We start from the raw sequence: 21964 nt of genomic DNA, 5'->3' as shown, positions 1-21964 counted from the left end.
GGCGGACTCCACTCGAACAATAAAAGAAAGATACTGAATATTCGTGATTGTTGGCACACGTCGACAAGACCCTGTGCAAAGGGTGACGTGCGAATTGCTATCTGCAATTTTACCAGACCAGACCCCATTGGATCCCGATCAGGACCGCGGATCATAGCCTAAACTGAGCCAGAGATCTTCTGTTTCTCACAGATTCTTCCCGATTTATCCACAGGAAGATCCGAAACCGGGTAAGTGTAAACGATCCTGTCAGGAGTGCCCCACGATTTAGGCCGCATATTGGAAAAATTAATGAGCACAGACAATTTTTTGCTTAAAAGATCTATTGAAGATCCTGGACGATCCTTGCGCTTTGGTTGGGAGGTCGTATAATCCACCACCCGGCGCGTGATGCTCGACTTCCGCGCGGGACGCTGCTCATTTTCCACGCGATATCGTGCGGAAATACGCGGGAAATAAGGAAAGAGAATTGACTCCGGAGTGTACAATTATTACAATCCGGCCTCTTTAATCACCCACGCTGAGGCGTTAGTCGTTCGATAATCGTTCGGGTATACGCGAAAGTCAGTGAATTTATTCAAGTTTAGGTAGAAATCGCCATGAAACGCACTTTTCAACCGTCTGTACTGAAGCGCAACCGTTCTCACGGCTTCCGTGCTCGTATGGCTAATAAAAATGGTCGTCAGGTTCTGGCACGTCGTCGTGCTAAAGGCCGTTCTCGTCTGACCGTTTCTAAGTAATAAAAGCTAACCCCTGGTGGTTAAGCTAGCATTTCCCAGGGAGTTACGTTTGTTAACTCCCACTCATTTCACTTTCGTCTTCCAGCAGCCACAACGGGCTGGCACGCCGCAAATCACCATCCTCGGCCGCCAAAATTCGCTGGGGCATCCCCGCATCGGTCTCACTGTCGCCAAGAAAAACGTCAAGCGCGCGCATGAACGCAATCGGATTAAACGTCTGACGCGTGAAAGCTTCCGTTTACGTCAACATGAACTGCCTTCAATGGATTTCGTGGTGGTGGCTAAAAAAGGGGTTGCCGACCTCGATAACCGTGCTCTCTCGGAAGCGTTGGAAAAACTATGGCGCCGCCATTGTCGCCTGGCTCAAGGGTCCTGATAGCCTGCATTCGGGTCTATCAGCGCCTGATCAGTCCGCTGCTCGGGCCGCATTGTCGTTTCACTCCAACCTGTTCCAGCTACGGAATTGAGGCATTGCGCAGGTTTGGAGTGATAAAAGGCAGTTGGTTGACGGTGAAACGCGTATTAAAATGCCACCCTTTACACCCTGGTGGTGACGACCCCGTCCCACCCGGACCATTTGATACCAGAGAACACTAACGATGGATTCGCAACGCAATCTTTTAGTCATCGCTTTGTTGTTCGTGTCTTTCATGATCTGGCAGGCATGGGAGCAGGATAAAAATCCTCAACCACAGCCACAACAGACCACGCAGACAACGACCACCGCAGCGGGTAGCGCCGCCGACCAGGGCGTACCGGCCAGTGGCCAAGGGAAGCAGATTACGGTGAAAACCGATGTGCTGGAGCTGACTATCAACACCCGTGGTGGCGATATTGAGCAAGCACTGCTGCTGACTTACCCGAAAGAGCTGAAGTCAAACGAGCCGTTCCAGCTGCTGGAAACGACACCTGAGTTCCTGTATCAGGCTCAGAGCGGTCTGACCGGTCGTGATGGCCCGGACAACCCGGCGAATGGCGCTCGTCCACTGTATAACGTCGAAAGCGACACCTTTGTGCTGGCTGATGGTCAGAACGAACTGTCAATCCCGATGACTTACACTGACGCCGCGGGCAACACCTTCACCAAAACCTTCACCCTGAAACGCGGTGAGTATGCGGTGAACGTGGGCTATAACGTGCAGAACGCCGGTGAGAAACCACTGGAAGTGTCCACGTTTGGTCAGCTGAAGCAGTCCATCAATCTGCCGTCTCACCGTGACACCGGAAGCAGCAACTTTGCGCTGCACACCTTCCGTGGCGCGGCGTACTCCACGCCAGATGCTAAGTACGAGAAATACAAATTCGACACCATCGCCGATAACGAAAACCTGAACGTCAGCGCTAAAGGCGGTTGGGTTGCGATGCTGCAGCAGTATTTCGCGACGGCGTGGGTGCCAAATAATAACGGTACCAACAACTTCTATACCGCGAATCTGGGCAATGGCATTGCTGCCATCGGCTATAAATCTGAGCCGGTTCTGGTTCAGCCTGGTCAAACCGGTCAGCTGGCGAGCACCCTGTGGGTCGGTCCTGAGATTCAGGACAAGATGGCAGCCGTGGCACCGCACCTGGATCTGACCGTTGATTACGGTTGGTTGTGGTTCATCTCTCAGCCGCTGTTTAAGCTGCTGAAATTTATCCACAGCTTCCTGGGTAACTGGGGCTTCTCCATCATCGTTATCACCTTCATCGTTCGTGGCATCATGTACCCGCTGACTAAAGCGCAGTACACCTCCATGGCGAAGATGCGTATGCTGCAGCCGAAGATTGCGGCGATGCGTGAGCGTCTGGGCGATGATAAACAGCGTCAGAGCCAGGAAATGATGGCCCTGTATAAAGCAGAGAAAGTGAACCCACTGGGTGGTTGCTTCCCGCTGCTGATTCAGATGCCAATCTTCCTTGCGCTGTACTACATGCTGATGGGTTCCGTCGAGCTGCGCCATGCGCCATTCGCTCTGTGGATCCATGACTTGTCCGCACAGGACCCGTACTACATCCTGCCGATCCTGATGGGCGTAACGATGTTCTTCATTCAGAAGATGTCGCCGACCACCGTGACCGACCCGATGCAGCAGAAGATCATGACCTTCATGCCGGTCATCTTCACCGTGTTCTTCCTGTGGTTCCCGTCAGGTCTGGTGCTGTACTATATCGTCAGCAACCTGGTGACCATCATCCAGCAGCAGCTGATCTACCGTGGTCTGGAAAAACGTGGCTTGCATAGCCGCGAAAAGAAAAAATCCTGATTCGGTAGTAGGCCGGGTAAGCGAAGCGCCACCCGGCGGAAGGAACAGTAAAAAAAGGGCGGTCATCTGACCGCCTTTTTACATTTTAAAAAGAGACATCCCATGAGCCATAACGACACTATCGTCGCCCAGGCAACCCCACCGGGACGCGGTGGTGTAGGCATTCTGCGCATCTCCGGCCTCAAGGCGCGCGAGGTGGCCGAAGCCGTGCTGGGCAAACTGCCAAAGCCGCGCTACGCCGACTATCTGCCGTTTAAAGACGCCGACGGTACCGCGCTGGATCAGGGCATCGCGCTCTGGTTCCCCGGCCCTAACTCCTTTACCGGCGAAGACGTGCTGGAGCTGCAGGGCCACGGCGGCCCGGTGATCCTCGATCTGCTGTTAAAACGTATTCTGACTTTGCCAGGCCTGCGCATTGCGAAGCCGGGCGAGTTCTCCGAGCGCGCGTTCCTCAACGACAAGCTCGACCTGGCACAGGCCGAAGCCATTGCCGACCTGATCGATGCCAGTTCCGAACAGGCGGCGCGTTCCGCCCTGAACTCCCTGCAGGGAGCGTTTTCCGCGCGCGTGAATCACCTAGTGGAAGCACTCACTCACCTGCGAATCTACGTCGAAGCGGCAATCGACTTCCCCGATGAAGAGATCGACTTCCTCTCTGACGGCAAAATCGAAGCGCAGCTCAACAGCGTGATGTCCGATCTCGACGCCGTGCGCGCCGAAGCGCGTCAGGGCAGCCTGCTGCGCGAAGGGATGAAGGTAGTTATCGCCGGTCGTCCTAACGCCGGGAAATCGAGCCTGCTGAACGCCCTGGCGGGCCGCGAAGCGGCGATCGTCACCGATATCGCCGGGACCACCCGCGACGTGCTGCGTGAGCATATTCATATCGACGGCATGCCGCTGCACATCATCGACACCGCCGGTCTGCGCGACGCCAGCGATGAAGTGGAGCGCATCGGTATCGAACGCGCGTGGCAGGAGATCGAGCAGGCCGACCGCGTGCTGTTTATGGTCGACGGCACCACCACCGACGCGGTTGATCCCGCAGAGATCTGGCCAGACTTTATCGCCCGCCTGCCGGCTAAACTGCCGATCACCGTGGTGCGTAACAAAGCCGATAAAACAGGCGAAACGCTGGGTCTGAGCGATGTGAACGGTCACTCACTCATCCGCCTGTCGGCCCGGACCGGTGAAGGCGTGGATGACCTGCGTAACCATCTCAAGCAGAGCATGGGCTTTGATACGAGCATGGAAGGCGGCTTCCTGGCGCGCCGTCGCCACCTGCAGGCGCTGGAACAGGCCGCAAATCATCTCGATCAGGGCAAAGCACAGCTGCTCGGCGCCTGGGCCGGTGAACTGCTGGCGGAAGAGCTGCGTCTGGCACAGCAAAGCCTGAGCGAGATTACCGGCGAATTTACCTCTGATGATCTGCTGGGCCGGATTTTCTCGAGCTTCTGTATCGGGAAATAATCTCCCGCCTCAAAGGTGATTTCCTCCCAGGAAATCACCTTTGTCCAAATGGCAACTCGCATCTTCCCCGTTCTCCCCCTATGCTTCCAGCCTGCCTTACATGGGGGATTTATGGCGCGTTTTCTGTTCTGTAGTTTTGCACTGGTTCTGCTTTATCCGTCGGGCATTGATATGTATCTGGTCGGCCTGCCGCACATTGCGCGTGATTTGGGGGCCAGCGAAGCGCAACTGCATATCGCGTTTTCGGCTTATCTGGCGGGCATGGCGTCGTCGATGGTGTTTGCCGGTAAGATTGCCGACAAAGCCGGGCGGCAACCTGTGGCGATTACCGGGGCGGTGATCTTTGCGCTGGCGTCGGTGCTGTGCTCGATGGCGCAGGACAGCACGCTGTTCCTGACCGGTCGCTTCATTCAGGGCATCGGGGCGGGCGGCTGTTATGTGGTGGCGTTTGCTATTTTGCGCGATACACTCAGCGCCCAGCGCCGCGCGAAAGTGCTCTCCATGCTCAACGGCATCACCTGTATTATCCCGGTGCTGGCTCCAGTGATCGGTTATCTGATTATGCTCAAACTGCCGTGGCAGAGCCTGTTCTGGACGATGGCGGCGATGGGTCTGCTGGTCTTTATCCTCTCGATCACGGTACTGAAAGAGACGCATCCTGGCTCGCATCACGCGGGGAATGCCGCGACGATTCACCCGGCTGAGAAACTCCTGAATCGCTTTTTCATCAGCCGTCTGCTGATCACCACCTTAAGCGTCGTGGTCATCCTCACCTATGTAAACGTTTCCCCTGTTTTACTGATGGAAACCATGGGGTTTGATCGTGGGGAGTACTCCACGGTGATGGCGTTGACCGCGATGGTGAGTATGGCGGTGTCGTTCTCGACGCCGTTTGCCCTCAATGTGTTTAGCCAGCGTACGCTGATGATGACCTCGCAGATCCTGTTCCTGATTGCGGGCGTGGTGCTGGCGACGGCGAGTTCTCACGCCATTATGCTGGCGGGTATCACCCTGATCTGCGCCGGGTTCTCGGTCGGATTTGGCGTGGCGATGAGCCAGGCGCTGGGGCCGTTCTCCCTGCGCGCCGGTGTGGCCAGCTCCGCGCTGGGGATTGCTCAGGTATGCGGCTCGTCCCTGTGGATTTGGCTGGCGGCGGTGATCGGTCTTAATGCGCTGAATATGCTGATCGGGATTCTGATTGGCTGTAGCATGGTCTGCATCCTGTTAATCATGGCGATACAGCCCGCAGCGCACTATGAAGAAGCCCATCAGCAGCCTCGATCTTAACCTGTTACTGTGCCTGCAGCTGTTACTGCAGGAACGCAGCGTCAACAAAGCCGCGAAACGGATGAACGTCACGCCGTCGGCGGTGAGTAAATCGCTGGCGAAACTGCGCGACTGGTTCGACGACCCGCTGTTTGTGAAAACCCCGCTCGGCCTGCTGCCGACACCGCTGACCGTCAGTCTTGAGCAAAACCTGACGGACTGGATGCAGATCGGCAATCAGATCCTCGATAAACCGCATCACGATTCCCTCAGCGGGCTGAAATTCGAGCTGGCGGCGGAAACGCCGCTAATGCTGATCCGCTTTAACGCCCTGTTAGATCAGGTGAATCAGCGCTATCCGCAGGCGACGGTGCGGATGCGCCACTGGGATTACGACTCGCTGGATGCCATCACCCGCGGCGAGGTGGATATCGGTTTTACCGGGCGCGAAACCCATCCACGCTCGCGCGAACTTTTGAAGCTGCTCCCGTGGTTTATCGACCACGAAATCCTCTTCAGCGACCGGCCTTGTGTCTATTTACGCGAGGATCACCCGGCGCTAAACGAAGAGTGGAATCTCGACACTTTTTTGCGCTATCCCCACATCAGCATTTTCTGGGAGCGCAGCGATACCTGGGCGCTGGACGAAGTGCTGAGGGAGATGGGGCTCGAGCGCAACATTGCCCTGAGCCTGCCGGGCTTTGAGCAGTCGATGTTTATGGCCGCGCAGCCGGACCACAACTATATCGCCACCGCGCCGCACTACTGTCATCATTACAATCAACTCCACCAGCGCAAGCTGGTCCGCCGCCCTATCCCCATCGACGAAGCGCTGGCCGAAAAGCTGAACGTTCCATTCACCCTGATCTGGCATAAACGGAACAGCCACAACCCGAAAATCATCTGGCTGAAAGAGACGATTAAGGCGTTGTACTGCGATTCCCTGCGTTAGAGATCCAATTTTTCCCTCTAAAAATGTAAAGTTCAGTCCCCAGGCTTCTCATTCGTGGATTTACCGATTAAAACAGATGCGAAGTTAAGCGATAATCATGTAACCGTTTAACCTGTCACTGACCATTATCATGGAGCGAAAAATGGCAACGCATTTTGCAAGAGGGATCCTGACCGAAGGACGACTGGTGTCAGTCAGACTCTCCTCATCCTGTCACAACGAAGCGCGCAAGCTTCCCGATCACCGACGCTCGCGCTTTCTGGCCTCCCGGGCCTTACTCTCCGAACTGCTGTTTATGCTCTACGGCACGACCGAACTGCCGGAGATGATCACCCAGCCCGAAGGCCGCCCGGTGTTTGCTGACCCTGAACTGCCGCGTTTTTCCATCGCCTACACCGGAAACATCGTCGGCGTGGCCCTCACAACGGAAGGCGATTGTGGACTGGATATGGAACTCCAGCGCGCGACTCGCGGTTTCCACGGCCCTCACGCCCACGACGACTACCCGCTCTCGAGCAACGAAAAGCTGTGGGTGCGTAATCAAAACGACCCTAACGAAGCCAAAGCACAGCTCATCACCCTGCGTCAGAGCATTCAGAAGCTCTCGGGCTGTGCCGTGGACGATGCCAGCCTGCTCCAGCTGCTGCCGGGCTCAGGCCGTCTGCGGGCGACCAAAGCCGCGCGGGTGGAAGCCCTCAGCGACGCCGAAGACGTGCTGATCTGGTCGATTGCCGTCACACCCGCCATTGAGCGCCTGAAAATCTGGGAATTTGACAGCCGCGACGGATGGCGTAGCCTTCCTGATGTCCCCGCGCGCGCCAACGAGCCCGCCGCGCGCCTGATGAGATTAACCAGTTTACCGGCAGAAAAAGCTCTTACCCTTAACTGACCCGCTGATGGGCCATCATGATGAAAAAGGAGTAATCATGTCTGATACGTTGAAAGTTGTTACGTTACTGGGAAGCCTGCGCAAAGGTTCATTTAACGGGATGGTTGCCCGCACGCTGCCTAAGCTGGCACCGGCTGGGATGGACGTGACCGCGCTGCCGTCGATTGGCGATATCCCTCTGTACGACGCCGATGTTCAGCAGGAAGAAGGGTTCCCGCAAAGCGTCGAGGCGATGGCCGAGCAGATCCGCCAGGCCGACGGCGTGGTGATTGTCACCCCGGAATACAACTATTCGGTGCCGGGTGGCCTGAAGAATGCGATCGACTGGCTCTCCCGTTTGCCGGAACAGCCGCTGTCCGGCAAGCCGGTACTGATTCAGACCAGCTCGATGGGCGCGATTGGCGGCGCACGCTGCCAGTATCATCTGCGTCAGATTCTGGTGTTCCTGGATGCGATGGTGATGAACAAGCCGGAATTTATGGGCGGGGTGATTCAGAACAAAGTCGATACCCAGACGGGCGAAGTGGTCGATCAAAGCACGCTGGATCATCTGACCGGTCAGTTGACCGCGTTTGGTGAGTATATTCAGCGGGTTAAAGCCTAGGGGTGAGTGCGGTCTGATGCCCTCACCCCAACCCTCTCCCACGGGGAGAGGGCGCAAACACTAAAGGCCTTCCCATTTGGGAAGGCCTTGCTGTTTATTTCGCGTCGATAAATACAATCTTCAGCACGAACAGCAGCGCCACCACAATCACGCATGGGCTCAGTTCGCGGAAACGACCGGTACCGATTTTCATCACGCAGTAGGAGATAAAGCCCAGGGCGATACCTTCGGTGATGGAGAAGCTAAACGGCATCATCACGGCGGTAATAAACGCTGGAACCGCTTCGGTTAAATCTTCCCACTTCACGCGCGCCAGGCTCGAGGTCATCAGCACGCCGACGTAAATCAGCGCGCCTGCAGCCGCGTACGGTGGAACCATCCCCGCCAGCGGAGAGAGGAAGATCACCAGCAGGAACAGCAGGCCCACGACTACTGCGGTCAGACCGGTGCGGCCACCGACGGAGACGCCGGAAGAAGACTCGATGTACGCCGTGACAGAAGAAGTACCGATGAAAGAACCGGCTACCGACGAGATGCTGTCCACATACAGCGCCTGCTTCATGCGCGGGAATTTACCTTTCTCATCTGCCAGACCGGCTTTATCGGTTACACCGATAAGGGTACCGGAGGAGTCGAACAGGTTTACCAGCATGAAGGAGAAGATCACGCCCGCCAGGCCGAGGTTAAACGACCCCGCCAGATCCACGTGGCCAATCACGGTGGTCACACTTGGTGGCGCAGAGACGATGCCGCTGTAATGCACGTCGCCCAGCATCCAGCCCAGCAGGGTGGTCACGATAATCGAGACCAGCACCGCAGCGTGAATGTTACGGGAGGCCAGAATGGCGATGATGAAGAAGCCCAACACACCCAGCAGGACGCTGTGCGAGGTCAGGTTGCCGATGCTCACCAGGGTTTCCGGGTTGGCGACAATCACGCCCGCGTTTTTCAGGCCCATCATGCCGATGAACAGACCGATACCGCTGGTGATACCCACACGCAGGCTCACCGGGATATTAGCGATCATCCAGTAACGCACGCGGAAAATGGTCAGCAGCAGCAGGCCGACCGCGCCCCAGAAGATGGCGCCCATCCCCACTTGCCACGGCAGGCCCATCGCCTGTACCACCACGAAGGCGAAGAATGCGTTCAGACCCATTGCCGGTGCCAGAGCGACCGGAAGGTTAGCGAACACGCCCATCAGGATGCTGCCGAGGGCGGCGATCAGACAGGTGGTCACGAAGACGGCGCTGGTATCCATGCCAGCAACGCCCAGAATTTGCGGGTTAACAAAAACGATATAAACCATCGTCAGGAAGGTGGTAAAACCGGCGATCACTTCGGTGCGTGCCGTTGTGCCGTGCTCGCGCAGTTTAAACACGCGCTCAAGCAGACCCTGACCAGACGTCTGGGTAGTGTGTTGTTGGCTCATCATCAGTTTCCGAACAAGGAGGGAAAAATCCGTCGCTATCCTATACCAAAATGCGACAATAGGCGCGTTTGCGAGATACTTTTTTTCATTGATTTTGCTTATACGGCAACGATTGCGTCTCGCAAAACTGCATTACGTAAACGTTAAACTTGTTAAAAGGGAAAGGCATGTCCGGAATTGAAGCGGTATTTTTCGACTGCGACGGTACGCTGGTCGACAGTGAGGTCATTTGTTCCCGCGCGTATGTCAGCATGTTCCAGGAATTTGGCATTACGCTCGATCTCGAAGAGACGTTTAAGCGCTTCAAAGGCGTCAAACTCTACGAGATCATCGACATTATCAACGCCGAGCACGGCGTCAGTCTGGCGAAAGCCGACTTAGAACCAGTTTACCGCGCCGAGGTCGCACGCCTTTTCGACTCGGAGCTGGAAGTGATCGCCGGAGCGAATGCGCTGCTCGATTCAATGACAGTGCCGATGTGCGTGGTCTCCAACGGCCCGGTCAGCAAAATGCAGCACTCCCTCGGCAAGCTGGACATGTTGCACCATTTCCCGGAAAAACTGTTCAGCGGCTACGATATCCAGCGCTGGAAGCCGGATCCGGCTCTGATGTTCCACGCCGCGAAAGCGATGAACGTGAACGTTGAAAACTGCATTCTGGTGGATGATTCCAGCGCAGGTGCGCAGTCAGGGATTGATGCGGGGATGGAGGTGTTTTACTTCTGCGCCGATCCGCATAACCAGCCGATCAGCCATCCGAAAGTGACAACCTTTACCGATCTGGCGCAGTTGCCAGAGCTGTGGAAGGCGCGCGGGTGGGATATTACGCGTTAATGAAAAAAGCCGGATGGCGCTTGCGCTTATCCGGCCTACAAAACCTGCCAGAACCGATCACTCTTTCGGGTCTTTCCCCGCCAGCAGCTTGTCCAGCTCATCCCCGCCCACGTGACGGAAATCCTGTCCTTTCACGAAGTAGAAGATGTATTCACAAATGTTCTGGCAGCGGTCGCCGATACGCTCGATAGAGCGCGCGCAGAACAGCGCGGTGAGTACGCTTGGAATGGTGCGCGGATCTTCCATCATGTAGGTCATCAGCTGACGCACGATGCCCTCATATTCCTGGTCGACCTTCTTGTCTTCACGGTAAATACGCACCGCTTCATCAAGATCCATGCGCGCGAACGCATCCAGTACGTCATGCAGCATCTGCACCGTATGACGGCCCAGGGATTCCAGGCTCACCAGCAGCGGCTGGTGCTGGTGGGAGAATTTCTCCAGCGCAGTGCGGCAGATTTTATCCGCCACATCGCCAATACGTTCCAGCTCGGCGATGGTTTTGATGATCGCCATCACCAGGCGCAGGTCGCTCGCCGTCGGTTGACGTTTCGCGATGATACGCACGCAGGCTTCGTCGATCGCCACTTCCATCATGTTGACGTTTTTGTCGCCTTCGACAACGCGCTTCGCCAGCTCGCTGTCCTGGTTATGCATGGCGGTGATCGCATCAGACAGCTGCTGCTCGACCATGCCGCCCATCGTCATCACCTGGGTGCGGATACTTTCCAGCTCTGCGTTGAACTGGCCGGAAATGTGTTTGTTAAGATTGAGGTTGTCCATGATTCACTCCAAATCAACCGTAGCGGCCAGTAATATAATCTTCGGTTTGTTTCTTCGCGGGCCTGGTGAACAGAGCATCTGTGTCACTGAACTCAATCAACTCGCCCAGGTACATAAACGCCGTATGATCGGAACAACGCGCAGCCTGCTGCATGTTGTGGGTCACGATCACCACGGTGTAATCCTGTTTCAGCTCGGTGATCAGCTCTTCGATACGACCGGTGGAGATCGGGTCGAGGGCTGAGCACGGCTCATCCAGCAGCAACACTTCCGGGCGAATGGCGATACCGCGCGCAATGCACAGACGCTGCTGCTGACCACCGGAGAGAGAGTATCCGCTCTGGTGAAGTTTATCTTTGGTTTCGTTCCATAATGCGGCCTTGGTCAAAGCCCACTGCACGCGCTCGTCCATATCAGCACGAGAAAGCTTTTCGAACAGACGCACGCCAAAGGCGATGTTGTCGTAGATCGACATCGGGAACGGCGTCGGTTTCTGGAACACCATCCCCACTTTGGCACGCAGCAGGGCAATATCCTGGGTGTTGGTCAGAATGTTGTCGCCATCCAGCAGAATTTCGCCTTCCGCGCGCTGATCCGGATATAGCTCAAACATCTTGTTAAAGGTACGCAGCAGGGTGGACTTGCCACAGCCTGATGGGCCGATAAATGCCGTGACCTGGTTCTTGGCGATATCCAGGTTGATGTTTTTCAGGGCATGGAATTTACCGTAGTAGAAGTTCAAATCACGAACCTTAATCTTACCCGGTGCAGTATCAACCATACTCATTGACTCATTTCCTCATTCGGCGCCGCGTTGTGCCGCGCCGTCAAAATTAACCGTGTTTCTGCTTCGCGAAAATGACGCGCGCCAGAATGTTCAGCAACAGTACGCAAAGGGTAATAATCAGCACCCCGGCCCAGGCCAGCTGCTGCCACTCCGCGAACGGGCTCATCGCAAATTTAAAGATGGTGACCGGCAGGTTGGCGATCGGCTGCATCATGTCCGTGCTCCAGAACTGGTTGGAGAGCGCGGTGAACAGCAGCGGCGCGGTTTCACCCGCGATACGGGCAATCGCCAGCAGGATACCGGTCATGATCCCCGAGACCGACGCTTTCAGGGTGATCGCCGAAATCATCTTCCATTTCGGTGTGCCGAGTGCGTAAGCCGCTTCGCGCAGGCTGTCCGGGACCAGTTTCAGCATGTTCTCGGTGGTACGAATCACGATAGGCACCTGCAGCAGCGCCAGCGCAATCACGCCCGCCCAGCCGGAGAAGTGCTCCATCTGTGCCACCACGATGGTGTAAACGAACAGACCGACAACGATAGAAGGTGCGGAGAGCAGAATATCGTTGATGAAACGAATCACCTCTGCGACCCAGGATTTACGGCCATACTCCGCCAGATAGATCCCCGCCATGATGCCGAGCGGCGTACCGACGGCGGTCGCCCACAGGATCAGCAGTCCGCTGCCCGCCAGGGCGTTCGCTAACCCGCCACCAGCGGTATTCGGCGGTGGGGTCATTTCGGTGAACAGCGCAAGAGACATACCGTCGATACCGCGCGTCACGGTAGAAAACAGGATCCACACCAGCCAGAACAGACCGAACGCCATGGTCGCCATCGACAGCGTCAGCGCCAGACGGTTTTTCATGCGGCGACGCGCCTGCATTTTGCGGCGGGATTCAGCCAGTTCCGCGGTGGATTGCATTTCGAGAGTTGTCATTAGCGTGCCCCCTCACTTTTTGCGAGGCGCATGATCATAAACTTAGAGATCGCCAGAACAATGAAGGTGATCACAAACAGAATCAGACCCAGCTCCATCAGTGCCGCCACGTGCAGCCCGGATTCCGCTTCGGCGAACTCATTCGCCAGCGCTGAGGTGATACTGTTGCCCGGCATGTACAGCGATATGCTGTCGAGCTGGTAGGTGTTGCCGATGATAAAGGTCACGGCCATGGTTTCACCCAGCGCACGACCTAAGCCCAGCATAATGCCGCCGATGACACCGTTTTTGGTGAACGGCAGAACGATACGCCAGATAACTTCCCAGGTGGTGCAGCCGATACCGTAGGCCGACTCTTTCATCATCACCGGGGTTTGTTCGAAGACATCGCGCATGACCGCCGCAATGTACGGAATAATCATGATGGCGAGGATCACGCCTGCGGCCAGGATACCAATCCCGAAGGCCGGGCCGGAGAACAGCGCGCCGACAAACGGAATGTTGGAGAGGATATTCCCCACCGGCTCCTGGAAATACTTCGCGAACAGTGGCGCAAAGATAAACAGGCCCCACATGCCGTAAACGATACTCGGGATCGCCGCCAGCAGTTCAATCGCGATACCCAGCGGGCGTCGCAGCCAGCCTGGCGCCAGCTCCGTCAGGAACAGGGCAATACCAAAGCTCACAGGAACCGCAATCAGCAGGGCGATGAACGAGGTCATCAGCGTGCCGTAGATCGGCACCAGCGCACCGTAGATATCATTTGGCGCGTCCCATTCTTTGGTCCACAGGAAGGCAAAACCGAATTTCTGGATGCTCGGCCAGGAGGAGAAAATCAGTGACACGATAATGCCGCCCAGCAGCAATAGCACAATCAGCGCAGCCAGTCTGACCAGCGCGCTGAAAATCTTGTCACCATGTTTCCCCGGAGGGCTAAAAGCAGGCTTGGTTGCAGCCATAAATCACTCTTCTGTTAAATACGTTTCACGAATTGCCGGATGGCGCTAACGCTTATCCGGCCTACAGTCAGAACCGTAGGGCGGGTAAGCTTGCGCCACCCGCCATTTTCGTCAGAATTCTAAATCAGTACAATGCTTTACCGCTGCTGTCTTTCACGTTGGTTTTCCATGCAGCACGAATCTGCTCAACCACGCTGTCTGGCAGGCTGGCGTAATCCAGGTCATTAGCCTGTTTGCCGCCGTTTTTGTACGCCCAGTCGAAGAACTTCAGCACTTCTGCGCCCTGCTCAGGTTTCTTCTGATCTTTGTGGACCAGAATGAAGGTCGTGGAAGTAATTGGCCACGCCTCGTCACCTTTCTGGTTGGTCAGGTCCTGAGCGAAGGATTTGCTCCAGTCTGCGCCTTTGGCAGCGTTCGCAAAGTTCTCTTCAGTCGGGCTAACCGGTTTGCCATCGGCAGAGATCAGTTTGGTGTAAGCCAGGTTGTTCTGCTTAGCATAAGCGTACTCTACGTAGCCGATTGAGCCAGGCAGACGCTGGACGAACGCGGCGATACCGTCGTTACCTTTACCGCCCAGACCGGTCGGCCAGTTAACGGTAGAGCCAGAACCGATTTTGGATTTCCACTCTTCGTTCACTTTCGCCAGATAGCTGGTGAAGACGAAGGAGGTACCGGAACCGTCAGCACGACGAACCACGGCGATGTTCTGCGAAGGCAGTTTGATGCCCGGGTTCAGTTTGGTGATGGCTTCGTCATCCCATTTTTTGATTTTGCCGAGATAGATATCACCCAGGGTTTTGCCGTCCAGCACCAGTTCGCCAGATTTCAGGCCAGGGATATTCACGGCCAGCACAACACCACCGATAACGGTCGGGAACTGGAACAGACCTTCCTGCGCCAGTTTGTCATCAGACAGCGGAGCGTCTGATGCGCCGAAATCGACGGTGTTCGCGGTAATTTGTTTCACGCCACCGGAGGAGCCGATACCCTGATAGTTAACCTTGTTACCGGTTTCTTTCTGGTAAGTATCAGCCCATTTGGCATACACCGGCGCAGGGAATGTTGCACCAGCGCCAGTCAGGCTTGCTTCTGCGAATACAGAGAAAGCGCTCAGAGATAAGGTCGCGGCGACAACAGTTGCGACAGTGGTACGCATAACTTTCATAATGTCTCCTGCAAGATTTCGTAAATCATTGTTTGAGTGGCTACGATGAGCAAAATAGGACAAACAGGTGACAGATAAATGTACGAATTATGACAGTTTTATGACACTGAAAGTTTGACTTAAGAATCTGCAAAATTAGCATTAATAATCATCGTGTTAGCCACTTATATGACAGTGCGATTTCAGAAAAATTTTCTTTCTGTGACACTGAAAAAAGTAGCTGAAGATGACAGATTGTCATAAATAAAAACGTCGGGAAGGGATAAAAAAAGCTCCACCCGAAGGTGGAGCCTGAAGGGATTATTCTACGGTGACGGACTTCGCCAGGTTACGCGGCTGGTCGACGTCGGTGCCTTTGATCAGCGCGACGTGATACGCCAGCAGCTGCAGCGGAACGGTGTAGAAGATCGGGGCAATCACCTCTTCAACATGCGGCATCTCGATGATGTGCATGTTGTCGTTGCTGACAAACCCGGCATCCTGATCGGCGAAGACGTACAGCTGGCCGCCACGGGCGCGCACTTCTTCGATATTCGATTTCAGTTTTTCCAGCAGTTCGTTGTTCGGGGCAACCACGATCACCGGCATATCTGCGTCAATCAGCGCCAGCGGGCCATGTTTCAGCTCGCCTGCGGCGTAGGCTTCCGCATGGATGTAGGAGATCTCTTTCAGCTTCAGCGCGCCTTCCAGCGCGATTGGGTACTGATCGCCTCGGCCAAGGAACAGGGCGTGGTGTTTGTCAGAGAAATCTTCTGCCAGCGCTTCGATACGTTTGTCCTGGGAGAGCATCTGCTCGATACGGCTCGGCAGCGCCTGCAGCCCGTGAACGATATCCTGCTCAATGGACGCATCCTGGCCTTTCAGACGCGCCAGTTTCGCCACCAGCATCAACAGCACGGTCAGCTGAGTGGTAAAGGCTTTGGTCGACGCCACGCCGATTTCAGTCCCGGCTTTGGTCATCAGCGCCAGATCCGATTCACGCACCAGCGATGAGCCAGGGACGTTACAGATCGCCAGAGAACCGAGATAGCCCAGCTCTTTCGACAGACGCAGGGCCGCCAGGGTATCCGCCGTTTCACCGGACTGGGAAAGGGTGATCATCAGGCTGTTACGGCGCACGGCAGATTTGCGGTAGCGGAATTCCGAGGCGATTTCGACATCGCACGGCACGCCCGCCAGGGCTTCAAACCAGTAGCGCGAAACCATACCTGAGTTGTAAGAGGTGCCGCAGGCGACAATCTGGATATGCTCGACCTTCGCCAGCATCTCGTTGGCGTTAGCACCCAGCTCGCTCAGATCCACCTCACCGTGGCTGATGCGCCCGGTCAGGGTGTTCTTGATGGCGTTTGGCTGCTCATAGATCTCTTTCTGCATGTAGTGACGGTACGCGCCTTTGTCGCCCGCATCGTACTGCAGATTCGATTCGATCTCCTGACGCTTCACCTGCGCGCCGGATTTATCAAAGACCGTCACGCTGCGACGGGTCACTTCCGCGATATCGCCCTCTTCGAGGAAGATAAAACGACGGGTGACCGGCAGGAGTGCCAGCTGATCGGAAGCGATGAAGTTCTCGCCCATACCCATACCGATGACCATCGGGCTACCGGAACGTGCCGCCAGCAGGGTGCTCGGATCGCGAGAATCCATGATCACTGTACCGTACGCGCCGCGCAGCTGAGGAATGGCGCGCAGCACCGCTTCGCGCAGCGTACCGCCTTGCTCCAGTTCCCAGTGAACCAGGTGAGCGATAACTTCGGTGTCAGTTTCAGAGACAAAGGTGTAGCCACGCGCTTTCAACTCTTCGCGCAGCGGTTCGTGGTTTTCGATAATGCCGTTATGCACCACCACAATGTGTTCAGACACATGCGGGTGGGCGTTACCTTCAGACGGTTCGCCGTGGGTTGCCCAGCGGGTGTGCGCGATACCGGTTCCGCCGTGCAGCGGAGTTTCTTCCGCAGCTTGCGCCAGCATTTGCACTTTACCGAGACGGCGCAGACGGGTCATATGACCTTCTGCATCCACTACTGCCAGACCGGCAGAGTCATAGCCACGGTATTCCAGACGACGTAAACCTTCGAGAAGGATTTCAGCAATATCACGCTGCGCAACTGCGCCAACAATTCCACACATAGTTAGATTTCCTGATAATGGCGTTATGCCATGCGTTGTCGCTGACCTGTATTGCCCTTTTAGGGCGCCCCGAGCCTTGTAGAGAGTGGGGTTATAGTTATGGTTACTGCCAGTGGGGGGAAATATATCTTTATCTCCTCACCCGAGTTAGCCTGATGGCGGCTACGCCTTATCAGGCCTACTTAATCGTAGGGCGGGTAAGCGAAGCGCCACCCGCCTGGTTGTTACTTTTTCTTCACCGGACGCTGCCAGCCTTGCTTATGCACCTGCGGTACGCGGCTGAGCACCAGCTCATTATCCGCCACATCGCGCGTCACGGTCGTTCCGGCGGCGATGGTCACACCCTTACCGACGGTGACCGGCGCCACCAGCTGCGTGTCGGAGCCGACAAACACATCGTCACCGATGATGGTTTTAAACTTGTTCGCGCCATCGTAGTTACAGGTGATCGTACCCGCCCCGATATTCACGTTGTCGCCAATTTCCGCGTCGCCCAGATAGCTCAGATGACCCGCTTTCGAGCCCTTACCCAGACGCGCTTTTTTCATCTCAACGAAGTTGCCCACGTGCGCACCTTCCAGCAGCTCGGCGCCAGGGCGCAGACGCGCGAACGGGCCGATGGTGCAGGCCGCTTCCAGATGTGAATCTTCCACCACGCTGTACGGACTGATTTCGCAGTCATCGCCAATCACGCTGTTTTTGATCACACACCCGGTACCGATTTTGACGCGATTCCCAAGCGTGACCTGACCTTCAATAATAACGTTAGTGTCGATTTCCACATCGCGCCCGTGATTCAGCGTGCCGCGCATATCAAACCGCGCCGGATCGCGCAGCATCACGCCCGCCAGCAGCAGTTTTTCCGCCTGCTCGGCCTGGTAAACGCGCTCAAGACGAGAGAGCTGCAGACGATTGTTCACGCCTTCCACTTCGCTCAGGCGATCGGGATGAACCGCCACGATCTCATTTCCTTCGTGGTGCGCCAGAGCAATGATATCGGTGATGTAGTATTCACCCTGGGCATTATTGTTGTTCAGTTTTGCCAGCCAGCGCTTCATGTCTGCGCCGTTGGCGATCAGGATACCGGTATTGATTTCCTGAATCTGACGCTGTTCGTCAGTCGCATCTTTGTGCTCAACGATGCCGGTCACTTTGTCGTTTTCACGGGTGATGCGGCCATAGCCTGTCGGATCGTCGAGTTTAACGGTCAATAAACCGATGCCGCCCTGCGGTTTGGCTTCACGCAGGCGCGTCAGGGTTTCTACTGCGATCAGCGGGACATCGCCGTAAAGCATCAGAATGTCTTCGTCATCCGCAAAGAACGGCGCGGCCTGCTGCATCGCATGGCCCGTTCCCAGCTGTTCTGCCTGAAGGACCCAGTTGAGTTTGTCATCGCGCAGCGTTTGCTTGAGCAGATCGCCGCCGTGGCCATACACCAGATGGACCTTGCTTGCGCCAAGTTCCCCAGCGGCATCAATGACATGCTGCACCATTGGCTTTCCTGCCAGTGTGTGAAGCACCTTAGGAAGATCGGAATACATGCGGGTGCCTTTGCCAGCGGCAAGGATGACCACGCTCATCGTATTGTTCAACATACGCGTCCTGACTGTAATTTGAGTGAGAAGTAAAACCCTTTGACGTTGAAAATTCTACATATTTTGCGTCATAAAATGGACCGCTCGTAAAACGTTCAACATCCGGCGATATTCGCTATTTGAGGATAGTTTTGCGGTCAGAGTAAATCACTTTTTCTCTGGAAAATAGCTTTCTTAAGGCAAGTCGCAAGGGTTCACAACAGGTTAGCGATTTTTTCGCCTCAAGAATAAAGATCCGTTTAAAGCAAAACGGTGTTTTAATTATTCAATATTGTGACACCTAAAAAAGAAACACCGTTTCATCTTGATGATAATGGCGCTCACTTATCAATCAGGAGAATAAGATGAACTATAAAATACCTCTGGCCCTAATGATGTGTAGCTCCTTTGCTGTCTCGGCTGCCGGGCAGCACGTCTGGAAAGCGATTGCCTTTGGGCAGTCTACCGATCTGAATTTTTCCTCTAACGTGTTGCCGGAAAAAATCGGCGTCAACGACGTGACCATCGACGGCAAAAAGCTGTCGCCGCAGGACACGGCGGATCTCTCGAAACCCATCACCATTGAAAGCCGGGGCGGGAAGATTGCCAACTCGCACGACGGGCTAACCTTTTTCTATACCGAGCTGCCGACTCGTGAGAATTTCGAATTGCTGGCCACCGTTAAAGTTGAGCAGTTTGGTCCGGAGAATGGCGCAAAACCAGCCGCGCAGGAGGGCGCAGGGCTGCTGGTGCGCGACGTGATTGGCGTGCCCCGCCAGCAGCCGCTTAAAGAGGGCTATGAAGAGTTTCCGGCCGCCTCAAACCTGGTGATGAATGCCATCATGACCCAGGATAAAAAGGACCACCAGCGGGTCAAAATGCAGGCCATCACCCGCGAAGGGATTTCCCAGCCCTGGGGTAACGCGGGCGCAGCGATCAAAAAGCAGAGCTATAAAGAAGAGATCGACCTGAGCCAGACGCCGGAATTCCGTCTGAAGCTGCAGCGCACTAACGACGGCTTTATCACCGCCTGGTCCCCCGTCGGGAGTGACGCGTGGGTGAGCCAAAGCGTACCGCGTGCGGACCTGATCGCTGTGCAAAATAAAGATCGCTATTACGTCGGCTTTTTCGCCTCGCGTAACGCCAAAATCACCGTATCGGACGCCTCGCTGACCACCTCCGCCGCAGAAACCGAACCTTCAAAACCCTGGCAGGCCAAAGCGCTCCCGACGGTGGTGCAGCTGACATCATCAGGGAAAAGTACATCGGATAAGTACCTCGTTCAGGCGCGAGCGAACCATGACGGGGTTTTCAGTGTGCGTCAGAACGAAGTGGTGATCGGTAACGATAAAGCGGTGAAAGCCGGAGAGATGTACGGCCTGCCAGCGACCCTGACGGAAAATAACGCCTTCAGCCTGAGCTTTACGCCCGCCAGCGGCGAAACCATTCATCAGCCATTTAGCGTTGAAAAGGTGGATGGGTTTACGGCTACGACGCTGCACGCCGCCCCTGACGGCAAAGCCGACGGGAAAGGTACGCTCGCCTCGCCGCTGGATTTAGCCTCCGCGATTGATCTGCTCGCACCTGGCGGAACGATTATCCTCAAAGCCGGGGAGTATCCGCGCAGCGAGATCCCACTGGCCGCCAGCGGCAATGCCGATCTACGCAAAACATTGCAGGCAGACGGCAAGGCCGTGATTCATGGTCTGCTGGTGGATGCCAGCTACTGGCACATCAAGGGCATCGACATTACCGACAAAAGCCTGCGCATTCAGGGCAGCCACAACCTGATTGAGAACGTGACCGCCTACCGGAACGACGATACGGGCATTCAGATATCGTCCCCGGACAACGTGGGCCGACCGCTGTGGGCAAGCCATAACCGGGTAATACATTCTGAGTCTTACGCCAATGTCGATCCCGGCAAAATCAACGCCGATGGTTTTGCCGTGAAGATGCGCGTGGGCGAAGGTAACCGTCTGGAGAACTGCTATTCCCACGACAATATCGACGACGGTTTCGACCTGTTCAATAAGATAGAGGACGGTGCGAACGGGGTTGTGGTGATCGAGAATTCAATCGCCCGCAACAACACCAGCAACGGATTTAAACTCGGCGGAGAAGGGCAGCCGGTGGCGCATGAAGTGCGAAACAGCAAGGCGGAAGGGAATCAGCTGGATGGTTTTACCGACAACTTCAATCCCGGCAAGCTGGTGGTGACGAACAATGTGGCGGTGGACAATCAGCGTTTTAACTTTATCTTCCGCCCAAGCCCGTATGGGGATGCATCAACGCAGGGCATTTTCAGCGGCAACAAATCCGTGCGCACGCAGCCTGGTCGCTATGACGATGCGGTGGTCGGGAATATTGATGAGACGAACTATTTTATCGCAGACGGGAAGAGCGTGAATAACGGCGGAGAAGTGCTGCCAGATGGCGCTTCGCTTATCACACAACGGTAAGCGTGGCGCCACTCGGCATACAGCAGATTACAGGTTGAACGTACCAAAAGAGACGTTCATGTTGCTGAAGAGAGCGATGACTTTATTGATCAGTTTCATGTGGGTATCCCCTGTTGTTGGAGTTGATTATGTGACACACATCACAAAAAGAAGTCTACTCCTCAACATTTAACCGATCAATATTTTTGTGACCAAAATCACAAAATATTAAAACACCTTTTCAGTTCCATAAAATCTGAAACGCAGCCATAAAAAAAGCCAGTCTGAAAACCAGACTGGCTTTTGTGCTTTTCAAGCCGGTGTTACATCGCTTTTTTGGTCAACTCGATAACGCGCAGTTTCGCGATCGCTTTAGCCAGCTCAGCTGAGGCCTGTGCGTAATCCACGTCGCCATGAGAGCTCTTAATGTGCTCTTCTGCTTTACGCTTCGCTTCCAGAGCTCGTGCTTCGTCGAGATCCTGTCCACGAATAGCGGTATCAGCAAGAACGGTCACACTACCAGGCTGCACTTCAAGAATGCCGCCGGACAGATAGATAAACTCTTCATGACCGAACTGTTTTACGATGCGGATCATACCAGGCTTAATGGCGGTGAGCAGCGGTGCGTGCCCTGGGAAAATACCCAGTTCACCTTCACTGCCCGTTACCTGGATTTTCTCGACCAGACCAGAGAACATTTGTTGCTCTGCGCTGACGACGTCCAGGTGGTAAGTCATTGCCATATCACCCTCCGATTAA

At 55.4% G+C, this 21964-nt stretch carries 20 protein-coding genes; 11 read left to right on the top strand and 9 right to left on the bottom strand.

Annotation, left to right across the window (positions count from 1 at the left end):
* Positions 1-599 precede the first annotated feature (599 nt).
* The 9 genes from rpmH to AC3WS9_RS22480 all read left to right on the top strand — a co-directional run bounded on the left by rpmH (position 600) and on the right by AC3WS9_RS22480 (position 8164).
* The gene (gene rpmH / locus AC3WS9_RS22520) at positions 600-740 is read left to right on the top strand and encodes a 50S ribosomal protein L34 (protein WP_003023858.1); all 141 of its coding nucleotides are present in this window, start codon (positions 600-602) and stop codon (positions 738-740) included.
* Positions 741-756: 16 nt separating this feature from the next.
* Positions 757-1116, top strand: coding sequence for a ribonuclease P protein component (gene rnpA / locus AC3WS9_RS22515; RefSeq protein WP_095284128.1), 360 nt, complete (start codon positions 757-759; stop codon positions 1114-1116).
* Positions 1080-1337, top strand: coding sequence for a membrane protein insertion efficiency factor YidD (gene yidD / locus AC3WS9_RS22510; RefSeq protein WP_100778281.1), 258 nt, complete (start codon positions 1080-1082; stop codon positions 1335-1337). The genes rnpA and yidD overlap by 37 nt, the downstream gene beginning before the upstream one ends.
* 2 nt (positions 1338-1339) lie before the next feature.
* On the top strand, positions 1340-2986 hold the full coding sequence (yidC, locus tag AC3WS9_RS22505; RefSeq protein WP_282494060.1) for a membrane protein insertase YidC: 1647 nt from the start codon (positions 1340-1342) through the stop codon (positions 2984-2986).
* Between the two features lie 102 nt (positions 2987-3088).
* On the top strand, positions 3089-4453 hold the full coding sequence (gene mnmE / locus AC3WS9_RS22500; protein ID WP_095284122.1) for a tRNA uridine-5-carboxymethylaminomethyl(34) synthesis GTPase MnmE: 1365 nt from the start codon (positions 3089-3091) through the stop codon (positions 4451-4453).
* A 111-nt stretch (positions 4454-4564) separates the two neighbouring features.
* The gene (locus tag AC3WS9_RS22495; protein ID WP_282494061.1) at positions 4565-5740 is read left to right on the top strand and encodes an MFS transporter; all 1176 of its coding nucleotides are present in this window, start codon (positions 4565-4567) and stop codon (positions 5738-5740) included.
* Complete coding sequence (yidZ, locus tag AC3WS9_RS22490) at positions 5709-6671, top strand: HTH-type transcriptional regulator YidZ (RefSeq protein WP_492490287.1); 963 nt, start codon at positions 5709-5711, stop codon at positions 6669-6671. Before AC3WS9_RS22495 ends, yidZ begins: the two co-directional genes overlap by 32 nt.
* Positions 6672-6813: 142 nt before the next feature.
* Positions 6814-7560 carry a 4'-phosphopantetheinyl transferase family protein gene (locus tag AC3WS9_RS22485; protein WP_282494063.1) on the top strand — a complete coding sequence of 249 codons (747 nt, stop codon included), beginning with the start codon at positions 6814-6816 and terminating at the stop codon, positions 7558-7560.
* A gap of 37 nt (positions 7561-7597) precedes the next feature.
* Entirely contained in the window at positions 7598-8164 is a 567-nt protein-coding gene (locus AC3WS9_RS22480; RefSeq protein WP_492490286.1) for an NADPH-dependent FMN reductase, read from the top strand.
* Between the two features lie 94 nt (positions 8165-8258).
* Here AC3WS9_RS22480 and adeP read toward each other — a convergent pair whose 3' ends face one another.
* Positions 8259-9596, bottom strand: a complete 1338-nt coding sequence (gene adeP / locus AC3WS9_RS22475; protein WP_285146299.1) for an adenine permease AdeP — start codon at positions 9594-9596, stop codon at positions 8259-8261.
* 167 nt (positions 9597-9763) lie between these two features.
* Between adeP and yieH the strand changes: the two genes are divergently transcribed.
* Positions 9764-10429 carry a 6-phosphogluconate phosphatase gene (yieH, locus tag AC3WS9_RS22470; protein WP_285151071.1) on the top strand — a complete coding sequence of 222 codons (666 nt, stop codon included), beginning with the start codon at positions 9764-9766 and terminating at the stop codon, positions 10427-10429.
* A 57-nt stretch (positions 10430-10486) separates the two neighbouring features.
* Here the strand turns inward: yieH and phoU are convergent, their stop codons facing one another.
* From phoU to glmU, 7 genes are all read right to left on the bottom strand, one after another.
* Entirely contained in the window at positions 10487-11212 is a 726-nt protein-coding gene (gene phoU, locus AC3WS9_RS22465; protein ID WP_095284109.1) for a phosphate signaling complex protein PhoU, read from the bottom strand.
* Positions 11213-11225: 13 nt separating this feature from the next.
* Positions 11226-11999 (bottom strand): phosphate ABC transporter ATP-binding protein PstB, encoded by a 774-nt coding sequence (gene pstB / locus AC3WS9_RS22460; RefSeq protein ID WP_282494067.1) that lies wholly within the window; start codon positions 11997-11999, stop codon positions 11226-11228.
* A 46-nt stretch (positions 12000-12045) separates the two neighbouring features.
* On the bottom strand, positions 12046-12936 hold the full coding sequence (gene pstA, locus AC3WS9_RS22455) for a phosphate ABC transporter permease PstA (RefSeq protein ID WP_282494068.1): 891 nt from the start codon (positions 12934-12936) through the stop codon (positions 12046-12048).
* On the bottom strand, positions 12936-13895 hold the full coding sequence (gene pstC / locus AC3WS9_RS22450) for a phosphate ABC transporter permease PstC (RefSeq protein WP_282494069.1): 960 nt from the start codon (positions 13893-13895) through the stop codon (positions 12936-12938). Before pstC ends, pstA begins: the two co-directional genes overlap by 1 nt.
* A gap of 124 nt (positions 13896-14019) precedes the next feature.
* Positions 14020-15060 (bottom strand): phosphate ABC transporter substrate-binding protein PstS, encoded by a 1041-nt coding sequence (gene pstS, locus AC3WS9_RS22445; protein ID WP_282494070.1) that lies wholly within the window; start codon positions 15058-15060, stop codon positions 14020-14022.
* Positions 15061-15360: 300 nt separating this feature from the next.
* Complete coding sequence (glmS, locus tag AC3WS9_RS22440) at positions 15361-17190, bottom strand: glutamine--fructose-6-phosphate transaminase (isomerizing) (protein ID WP_285155066.1); 1830 nt, start codon at positions 17188-17190, stop codon at positions 15361-15363.
* 224 nt (positions 17191-17414) lie between these two features.
* A complete protein-coding gene (gene glmU / locus AC3WS9_RS22435) occupies positions 17415-18785 on the bottom strand; it encodes a bifunctional UDP-N-acetylglucosamine diphosphorylase/glucosamine-1-phosphate N-acetyltransferase GlmU (RefSeq protein ID WP_492490285.1) in 1371 nt (456 codons plus the stop codon).
* A 344-nt stretch (positions 18786-19129) separates the two neighbouring features.
* On the opposite strand from glmU, the gene AC3WS9_RS22430 reads away from it, so the two are divergent.
* The gene (locus AC3WS9_RS22430) at positions 19130-21226 is read left to right on the top strand and encodes a right-handed parallel beta-helix repeat-containing protein (RefSeq protein WP_492490284.1); all 2097 of its coding nucleotides are present in this window, start codon (positions 19130-19132) and stop codon (positions 21224-21226) included.
* A 302-nt stretch (positions 21227-21528) separates the two neighbouring features.
* Here AC3WS9_RS22430 and AC3WS9_RS22425 read toward each other — a convergent pair whose 3' ends face one another.
* A complete protein-coding gene (locus tag AC3WS9_RS22425) occupies positions 21529-21948 on the bottom strand; it encodes a F0F1 ATP synthase subunit epsilon (RefSeq protein ID WP_003023809.1) in 420 nt (139 codons plus the stop codon).
* Positions 21949-21964 lie beyond the last annotated feature (16 nt).

The organism is Lelliottia sp. EB106-05-01-XG201, from assembly GCF_058791735.1.
This window is presented reverse-complemented; position numbering and strand designations above follow the sequence as displayed.